This is a genomic window from Candidatus Woesearchaeota archaeon (genome assembly GCA_018303425.1).
Lineage (GTDB): Archaea > Nanobdellota > Nanobdellia > Woesearchaeales > JAGVYF01 > JAGVYF01.
The window spans coordinates 1-8,412 of sequence record JAGVYF010000031.1; the positions used below are offsets into that span (position 1 = coordinate 1).

Sequence of the window (8,412 nt, forward strand, 5' to 3'; positions counted from 1 at the left end):
TATTGTTAATGTTGACCTACATTTTCTTTATCATTTGCAACCTCGCTTATATTTTGTTGCACAAATAAGAAAGTGTAAACCTAATTCAGGATAGTAGAGTTCTAAAATTTATAAAGATTAAGAAACGCTTTAATTCTCTCCTTAAGATTTAAAGTATTAGACTTAAGTTCCGAACTGTCTCCAAAAAGATATAAAGAATAAATAAACTTATTAATCACATGCCCTGCAAAAACTAACATCGGTTTGGATTTCCATTTTCCGGCTACATCTGTTTTTAATTTAGATTTTATTTTAATCTTAATATCCCCCTCATTATACTTCATTTTTCTTGATCCTTTGGTTACAACAACATCTTTTAATTCATCAATATTAATATCTATTTCAATTACATATTTAACATAATCACTAGGAGATTTGGCATATTCAACTTCTAAAGCCACTTTTTTTCCTTTAGCAGTAACTTTTTCTTCTTGTTTCTTTTCTGCTTTATCATAACCTTTACTTGTTAAGAAATGATTTATCTCATTTAACAAATCTCTAGATTTAAATAAACCATTATAAGATACAACCTCTCCGCCAACAACAACAAATTCTTCTCCCATTTTAAATTCTTTCCATACCCATGCTATCCCTTATTTTATCATAAATCTCATATACTTCTTTATATAATGGTACATATATTTTAAACATAATATCTTTATTAATTATAAAGTTATGGTAAAATTTTTGTAATTTTTCTTTAAATCCGCCAACCCACTCTTTTTCATAATCTAAAATGTAATACCCTTTAATTACTAATTGAATCCTGCCTTTTTGCATAATAGTCTTTTCATCATTTTTAATAACTTCAACATCCTTAAAGTCCCATACAAACATTGAAATTTCAATTTCATATTTATAATATCCAGTTACTTCTTTTTCTCCAAACCATTCAAACTCTAACTCATTACCTTTATGAGTATAATTTTTTTCAAAGAAATCATAACCATTTATTTTAAACCATTGAATTACAGTTTTATAAAGATTGTCATAACTAAACATCCCAGTGTACCGAATTACCGGAGGTTCATCAGTCAACTCTTTTTTCAAATCAGCCATGTTTTAATGCATAGAAACTACTTATATAAATGTTGCTATTTATAATAAAATTGTAATAATCAGAAACAGATTACGAGATAAAGTGAATATATTTTCCCTTACGGAAAGAGAAAATTATACTCTGCATATTACAATTGAAATAGGTAATCCATACAAAATTAAAACAAACAAAAATATTATTCAAAAAGATGCGGATTTTATTTTTTCTATAGGAAATTTAACAATTCAACTTAAAGAAGATAAAATGAAAAAAATTAAATTAATTAATAAAAACTAATCAATTTTACTTCCCGCACATAAGACAAACATCTTCGCTATTCTCTTTTCTAAAATAAAACGGTTTATGATCCTCCTTTTTAACTTGGAACTTATCAATAATCAACTCACAAAGTTGCGGTTGTATTCTCAAAATATCTTTTAAGGTTAAATACCCTATTACTTTTTTTTGCGCAATGACGGGCATATGCTTAATATCGTAATCATTCATTAATTGGACAGCATCAAACAGGTCAATTTCAGGACTAACTGTAAACAATCTTTTAACCATTATTTTTTCAACGGGGGTTTCTTCAGCATTTAAATTCAATGCTACTGCCTTCCTTACTAAATCCTGTTCAGTGATAATGCCCTGCAAATTTTTATTTTCACCAATAACTAAAGAACCAATATTTTCTTTTTGCATTATTCTTGCGCATTCAGCAATAGTTTTTGTTTTTGAAACCACAATAGGTTTTTTGGTCATTGCATCGCAAACTTTATAACCTGTTTTCATTGGTATCATTTTTATAAGACCGTGTAAAAAACTAAATCTTCCAACTATATAAATTTTTAGGGTCATGTATATAGTATGGTTAATATGAGTAAAATTTACTAAAATTAAACATTGTTAATGCTATTGCGATTTTTCTACAGAATGTATAAATGCAGATAAAATCTTATTTTTTACCAGTATATTTCACTTAGGGTTTACATTTGATTTTAAAATAAAGCTTCAAAAATCCCAACTATTACAATTTTCGATAACTATATAAACAATAAATATACTATAATAATGAAGCAAAAAAGAGGGTGTATCTGCGAATGATAGAAATATTTACCAATGTTTGGTTTTATGCAATCATATTACTTATAATAATTATAGGTTTAATTATATACCGCTTAAAATTATTCAAGCTTGCGCCAAAAAACCCTGAAGAAGAACTTGCGCAAAAAGCTAAAGAAATTTTACTAAAAGAAAAAACTCTCCAAATAAAAGAAAAAGAACTAAAAAAAGAAGTTGATAAACTTTACAAAGATTCTATCGTAGTTGATAATTTAAGAGAAATAATGGACAAAAAACATTCTAGTTTTAAAGAATATGAATCTAAAATAAAAAATCATTCAAAAGAATTCAAGCATATCAAAAAAATATTAAAAATAACAGATGATTTATTAGAAAAACTTCCTGAAGAAGAAGTTGAAAAATTTGTTAAATCTAAACATTTCAAAGATTATAAAAGAGCAATTGAAAAGTATGTGAAATAAATGGGTCTTATTAAACAAAATAAAAAATCAGTAACTAAAAAGAAAACCGTTAGAAAACCTGCCAAACAATCTAAAAAACCTATATCAAATGCAGTTTATGAAACTAAAATTGATGAGATTCTTAAAATTGTGCAAGACGAAAATAAAGTGACTGTTGAAGAATTAAGTGGGCGTGTAGGCTTAACACTTGAAAAAACAGAGTCATGGTTAAAAATTCTTCAAAATAATGCTCTTGTAAATAACCATTATCCTTTAATGGGTAGAGCATATACAACAAAAATAGACGATCAAAAAATACCTGGAGAAATAATACAAAACAATAAAACTCGAAACTTATTGGCCTTTTCAATAGTATGCTTCATTTTACTTATGGGCCTATACTACATCTTTATGATAAAATGAAAGAAATAAATTGTATAACAGAAAAAAGTAAATTGATCGATTCATATACCCTTATTACTGATAAAGTTCCGGTATCTGTAAACATCTGGGATTGCCCAAATGAAAGTATACCTATATATCATATTAAATTCCCTAACATAGGGCTTGGAACGCAAGCCTTTCTTAATTCACTTAAAGAAGAAATAACTCGGGGAATACCTTTAAGAAATGAATTAATGACCGACCCCAAAATTGCAAAAAAGATTAAACTGGATTATTATAAAAAATTAAAATCCTCAATCGCTGAAAAACTTCCAGATATTAGCAAAGAAAAACTTGAGCTATTCAGCGGTATAACCCTGCATAAAATGCACGGTCTTGGAGATTTAGAGATAATCTTGGGTGACAATTTGCTTGAAGAAGTTACAATCAATGGTTCAAAAGAACCTATCTCAATATACCACAAGAAACATGGCTGGTGTAAAACTATCCTATATCCGGAAAATGAAGAAGAAATATACAATATTTCGGCATTGATTGGAAGAAACATAGGTAAAGATATCACAAACCTTAATCCTATAATGGATGCTCATTTATTGACAGGCGACAGAGTGGCTTCAACATTATTCCCAATTAGCACTTCGGGCAACACGATTACAATTAGAAGATTCGCAAGAACTCCATGGACAATTACGCATTTTATAAGTCCTGAATATAATACAATGACAAGTGAAATGGCCGCAATTTTATGGCAAGCAATGCAATATGAATTAAACATTATTGTTGCAGGCGGAACAGCTTCAGGTAAAACTTCTGTTCTTAATACATTAAGTTCATTTATACCGCCAACACAAAGAATAATCTCTGTTGAAGATACCCGGGAAATATCATTACCTAAACCTTTGCATTGGAACTGGGTGCCAATGTCAAGCAGAACTTCAAACATTGAAGGGCAGGGAGAGATATCCATGTTAGATTTAATAATCGCTTCATTAAGAATGAGACCTGACAGGATGATAGTTGGAGAAATTAGAAAACAAGAACAGGCCCAGGCATTGTTCGAAGCAATGCACACCGGTCACTCTATATATTCTACAATGCACGCAGATACAGCGCAACAAGTTAAAAGAAGACTTACTGAACCTCCGATGAATATCCCATTGGTGGAAGTTTCTTCTTTGCACTTAATTCTTGTCCAGTACAGAGACAGAAGAAAAGGAATAAGAAGAACTATGGAACTTACAGAAGTAATGCCGGCTACCGGAGAAACCAGCAAACTTGAGCTTAATACTTTATATCGCTGGTTGCCAAGAAAAGATCAATTTGAAAAAGTAAACAGCCCAATACGGATAATTGACGAGTTAAATCTGCACACCGGAATGACAGTTAAAGAGATTAATGATGACCTTAACCAAAAGGTTTCAATTTTGAACTGGTTAAAAAAAGAAAAAGTATATAACATAGACGATTTAGGAAACATATTAAAAACCTATTATAAGGAACCAGATAAATTAATCAAGGCTGTAAATAATAAATGGAAAATTGAGAAAGTAATATGAAACATGCAAGACTGCCAATGCAAATATTATCATTTAAAACCGCTAACAAATTAGGGGGGATTTTCAAAGGTTTATGTTTAAGAATTTCTAAATATGTGCCCGGTTTAAAGTATGATTTAATCAAAGCAGATTATGAGTTATCAAGAACAGAATATGTTTGTTATTCATTGACAAATTCAATCCTTATAGGAATGATTGCATTCACGTTATTATTTCCTTTAAGCTTCGGAATTGCTCAAAGAACATTGCCAGCATCTTTGCAAATCGGATTGTTTGCGTCTCTAATATTATTTTCATTATTCTTTATTGTCTACCTTAAATATCCAGCAATAATCGCAGACAAAATTAGCGATGAACTTGACCAAGATTTGGTTTATGGATTAAAAGATTTATTGTTGCAGATAAGTTCAGGAATAACATTGGACCAAGCAATTGCAAATGTTGCAGATTCAGGATACGGTCAAATTTCAAAAGAATTTGAAAAACTAACCAAGGATGTTAGATCAGGCGCGCCAATGGCAGATGCATTAGAAAAGATGGCTCTCAAAAGTAATTCACGATATTTAAAAAGAACCGTTTGGCAAATGATTAATTCTATGAAAGCAGGCACTAATATAAAGGGCGCGCTTAAAACAGTTATAGACGAACTTATCACTGAACAACAAAACAATATAAATAAATATGCAAAAGAACTTAACCTCTGGACTTTGCTTTACATGGTGTTTGCAGTTGCAATACCTTCAATAGGGGGAACATTATTAATTATTCTTTCAAGTTTTGCAGACGCAGGTTTAAGCAAATCATCTTTTATATTATTCCTCGTAGCTGGTTTTTTAGTGCAAGTTGCGCTAATTGAATTCATTAAATCCCGGAGACCAATGATAAATATATGAAACAAGCCTATAGTTTAGTAACACGCGCATATCCTGAAAAATATTTGAAATGGATAGACAAATTACTCTATAACGCAGGAGAAACATCAGACCTTGAATACTGGTTAGGCACAAACACGATATTTTCAATACTCGCATGGCTTGCGCTTACAATCTTGCCATGGACAATGTACGGCGCATTTAGTTCACTTTATTTTTTATTAGGGCTTGCATCTGCGCTCCTTATATTGGGTTCAACGCACTTAATTTTATACCTAAAAGTCGAAGACAGAATTTCAAGAATAGAAGATGTAATCCCTGATATGCTCCAATTAGTTTCATCCAATTTAAGGTCAGGAATGACGCCTTACCAAGCGCTAAACATCAGCGCAAGACCTGAGTTTGGTCCGCTTGCTGAAGAAATAGAGCACGTTACTAAGAAAGGTTTAAGCACTGCCTCTTTCACAAATTTGCTAATTGAGATGAATGAACATATCCAATCAAATTTACTGGAACGCGTTACTAAAATGTTCAGTTCAGCTATAAAATCCGGCGGTAAACTGGCGAACCTTTTAGAGGACATGGCTAACGATCTTACACAGACTAAAAAATTAAAACAAGAGCTTATTACAACAACAAAAAGTTATACTGCTTTCATCTTATTTACAATAATCATCGGAACCCCATTGTTGCTTGCAATATCAGTGCACTTCATAGAATTAATTGGGGAATTACAGATAACTACACCGCAAAGCGCAGGTTTTGGTCTTGACTTCCTTGCAGGAGGATTAACAATTACTTCGGAATTTTTAACTAACGTCTCTTTAATCATGTTAATAATAACTTCAGTCTTAACTTCAATGCTGCTTGGAGTAATTAAAGAAGGAAAAGAAGTTTATGGTCTTAGATATTCACCAGTTCTAATCGGTGGAACATTAATCAGTTTTTACGTTGCAAAATATTTAATAGGCACATTCTTTGCTTTTTAAATTCGACTTATGTTTTTAACATACTTGTCCCAGATTTTCTTAAATTCTTTAGAAGACAGCATTTCTTCAAATGAACCTGATGAAATAATTTTACCCGATTTAAATAAATAGATTTTGTCAAACATTGGCAACAAATGCAATCGGTGTATTGAAGCAAATATTGTTTTATCACTAAACTCTTTAAAAATATTCTGATATATTAAATATTCATTCTTAGTATCAACACTGCTAGTGGACTCATCTAAGAGTATTATCTCCTTATCCCTTGAAGCCATTAATCCTCTTGAAAGGGCAAGTCTTTGTTTTTCACCGCCAGAAAGATTTACTCCCTTTTCATATATGTAAGAATTCAATTTTTGGGGCAAACGTTTCACTACTTCAGAAAACTGCGCAAGCTTAATATATTGTTCAATTTCTTCAGTTTTCAAAGGCACGCCCAAAGTTATATTTTCTTTAATAGTAGTGTTAAATATTTCTGGATCTTGCGGTATTAAAGAGATATTATTACTGATTGATTTAAACCCATGTTCAAGTTTTTGATCATCTAAATATATGTCCCCATATTTTGAATGATACAAATCCCTGATAATCTTCATAAAAGTTGTTTTACCTGAACCGCTATGCCCAATTAATGCTATTTTCTCACCCCTGTTTATAATCATATTAATATTATTAAGATGCAAATCAACGCCTTTTTTCTTATGATATGAAAATTTTAAATCTGATACAATTAACTTGTTCCATCCTTCCAATTTAACATTTTTGATTTCAAACTGTTTTTTAAATTCTTTAGAAATTTCTTCTGCATTGGCAACCCTAACCCTTAACTTAACAAAATTGCTGTATTTCCAAGTCATGCGATAAAATAGCTCATTTATCCTATCTACATAACCATACAGCAAATATACTGTGCCGAGCATTACGGTACTTCCAGATTTAAATGCAGAATAGATATAAGTTCCAAGAATTAGAAAAGTCATAATTGAAACAAATATTGAAACTATAAACCACTTAAATTCATTTAGTTTTTGAGTTTTGATTTCTAAGCTTAAAGGTTTCATTATTTGCTTAAATATTGATTTTGAAAGTTGTTTTTGAACTCTCAAAATAATAACTGTAGTTATATTACTGATTACATCAAAAACTTTAGCAGAAATTTCATTCTCGGCAAGACTAAGCTGTTTCCATTGTATCCTTAAAATTGAGTCCATTTTATCAATAATGAATGCAACAACAAAAACCATCATTATTACAAGATACGCAGAATGAAGATTAAAATATACCAATGCAAAGTACGAACTTGTAAACCTAACAATGATCTCAATAACTTGATAACTCTCTGAAGAATAATCACATAATGCTGAAGTCCCTTTTTCAATTTTATCTATAGTATCGCCTGAATGATGGTCTGCATGCCATTCTGCCGGCAAAGACATTACCCCATCCAAAAGATACTTTCTATAATTTGCCCGGACTAAAAATGCATTTGTATTTTCAAGAACTCTTGCTGGCCCATGAAACATCCAAAATAAAATTGACAACAAAATAAACATTGATGCATATCCCAAAAGTCCATATATATTATCTCCCGTAATGCCAAATTCCTGAATAATATTAAGAATTTTACCTATAAGCAATGGAAACATAAAATCAAAAATATTTGCAATTAAAAATAAGCTAAAATATAATATTACATTTCCACGATTACCCTTTGAATACTCCCACGTTTTTTTTGTAAGATAAATAATTGGATTATCATTGAACACCATACTAAAAATAACTGTGATATTTACTTAAAAACCTATCTATTATAGAGTAAATAAAAATAATATATGTAATTTGTTTTCGGTAAATTTAATCTTATTATACATATGTATGATTAATAATACCGTTAATATATCAAGCTGTTGGTTGCCAAATATAAAAATTCCAACCACTGCAAGCCACGGATATTTTTGAACTGCAGAGATTTAATTCATAATTATCTCA

At 30.4% G+C, this 8,412-nt stretch carries 10 protein-coding genes; 6 read left to right on the top strand and 4 right to left on the bottom strand.

What is annotated here, in order from left to right; all coding sequences use genetic code 11:
* Positions 1-101 precede the first annotated feature (101 nt).
* A complete protein-coding gene (locus tag J4418_04205; protein ID MBS3113259.1) occupies positions 102-602 on the bottom strand; it encodes a hypothetical protein in 501 nt (166 codons plus the stop codon).
* Position 603: 1 nt separating this feature from the next.
* The gene (locus J4418_04210) at positions 604-1,098 is read right to left on the bottom strand and encodes a hypothetical protein (GenBank protein MBS3113260.1); all 495 of its coding nucleotides are present in this window, start codon (positions 1,096-1,098) and stop codon (positions 604-606) included.
* 82 nt (positions 1,099-1,180) lie between these two features.
* Here J4418_04210 and J4418_04215 point away from each other — a divergent pair, with 82 nt between their 5' ends.
* Positions 1,181-1,375, top strand: coding sequence for a hypothetical protein (locus tag J4418_04215; GenBank protein MBS3113261.1), 195 nt, complete (start codon positions 1,181-1,183; stop codon positions 1,373-1,375).
* A 6-nt stretch (positions 1,376-1,381) separates the two neighbouring features.
* Here J4418_04215 and J4418_04220 read toward each other — a convergent pair whose 3' ends face one another.
* Positions 1,382-1,870, bottom strand: a complete 489-nt coding sequence (locus J4418_04220; GenBank protein ID MBS3113262.1) for a CBS domain-containing protein — start codon at positions 1,868-1,870, stop codon at positions 1,382-1,384.
* A gap of 308 nt (positions 1,871-2,178) precedes the next feature.
* Here J4418_04220 and J4418_04225 point away from each other — a divergent pair, with 308 nt between their 5' ends.
* Genes J4418_04225 through J4418_04245 form a run of 5 tightly spaced genes read left to right on the top strand, consistent with a single transcriptional unit; the run spans position 2,179 to position 6,423 of the window.
* Entirely contained in the window at positions 2,179-2,622 is a 444-nt protein-coding gene (locus J4418_04225; GenBank protein ID MBS3113263.1) for a hypothetical protein, read from the top strand.
* Positions 2,623-3,024: a hypothetical protein gene (locus tag J4418_04230; GenBank protein MBS3113264.1), complete on the top strand. Its 402-nt coding sequence runs from the start codon at positions 2,623-2,625 to the stop codon at positions 3,022-3,024.
* Positions 3,021-4,562 carry a type II/IV secretion system ATPase subunit gene (locus J4418_04235; protein ID MBS3113265.1) on the top strand — a complete coding sequence of 514 codons (1,542 nt, stop codon included), beginning with the start codon at positions 3,021-3,023 and terminating at the stop codon, positions 4,560-4,562. The genes J4418_04230 and J4418_04235 overlap by 4 nt, the downstream gene beginning before the upstream one ends.
* On the top strand, positions 4,559-5,455 hold the full coding sequence (locus J4418_04240) for a type II secretion system F family protein (GenBank protein MBS3113266.1): 897 nt from the start codon (positions 4,559-4,561) through the stop codon (positions 5,453-5,455). Before J4418_04235 ends, J4418_04240 begins: the two co-directional genes overlap by 4 nt.
* Positions 5,452-6,423 carry a type II secretion system F family protein gene (locus J4418_04245; GenBank protein MBS3113267.1) on the top strand — a complete coding sequence of 324 codons (972 nt, stop codon included), beginning with the start codon at positions 5,452-5,454 and terminating at the stop codon, positions 6,421-6,423. The genes J4418_04240 and J4418_04245 overlap by 4 nt, the downstream gene beginning before the upstream one ends.
* Here the strand turns inward: J4418_04245 and J4418_04250 are convergent.
* Complete coding sequence (locus J4418_04250) at positions 6,420-8,192, bottom strand: ABC transporter ATP-binding protein (protein ID MBS3113268.1); 1,773 nt, start codon at positions 8,190-8,192, stop codon at positions 6,420-6,422. The genes J4418_04245 and J4418_04250 overlap by 4 nt on opposite strands.
* Positions 8,193-8,412 lie beyond the last annotated feature (220 nt).

Bases quoted from the DNA above. Each gene is read 5' to 3' on its own strand.
- J4418_04205 (MBS3113259.1), bottom strand. From the start codon at position 602: ATGGGAGAAGAATTTGTTGTTGTTGGCGGAGAGGTTGTATCTTATAAT.
- J4418_04210 (MBS3113260.1), bottom strand. From the start codon at position 1,098: ATGGCTGATTTGAAAAAAGAGTTGACTGATGAACCTCCGGTAATTCGG.
- J4418_04220 (MBS3113262.1), bottom strand. From the start codon at position 1,870: ATGAAAACAGGTTATAAAGTTTGCGATGCAATGACCAAAAAACCTATT.
- J4418_04225 (MBS3113263.1), top strand. From the start codon at position 2,179: ATGATAGAAATATTTACCAATGTTTGGTTTTATGCAATCATATTACTT.
- J4418_04230 (MBS3113264.1), top strand. From the start codon at position 2,623: ATGGGTCTTATTAAACAAAATAAAAAATCAGTAACTAAAAAGAAAACC.
- J4418_04235 (MBS3113265.1), top strand. From the start codon at position 3,021: ATGAAAGAAATAAATTGTATAACAGAAAAAAGTAAATTGATCGATTCA.
- J4418_04240 (MBS3113266.1), top strand. From the start codon at position 4,559: ATGAAACATGCAAGACTGCCAATGCAAATATTATCATTTAAAACCGCT.
- J4418_04245 (MBS3113267.1), top strand. From the start codon at position 5,452: ATGAAACAAGCCTATAGTTTAGTAACACGCGCATATCCTGAAAAATAT.
- J4418_04250 (MBS3113268.1), bottom strand. From the start codon at position 8,192: ATGGTGTTCAATGATAATCCAATTATTTATCTTACAAAAAAAACGTGG.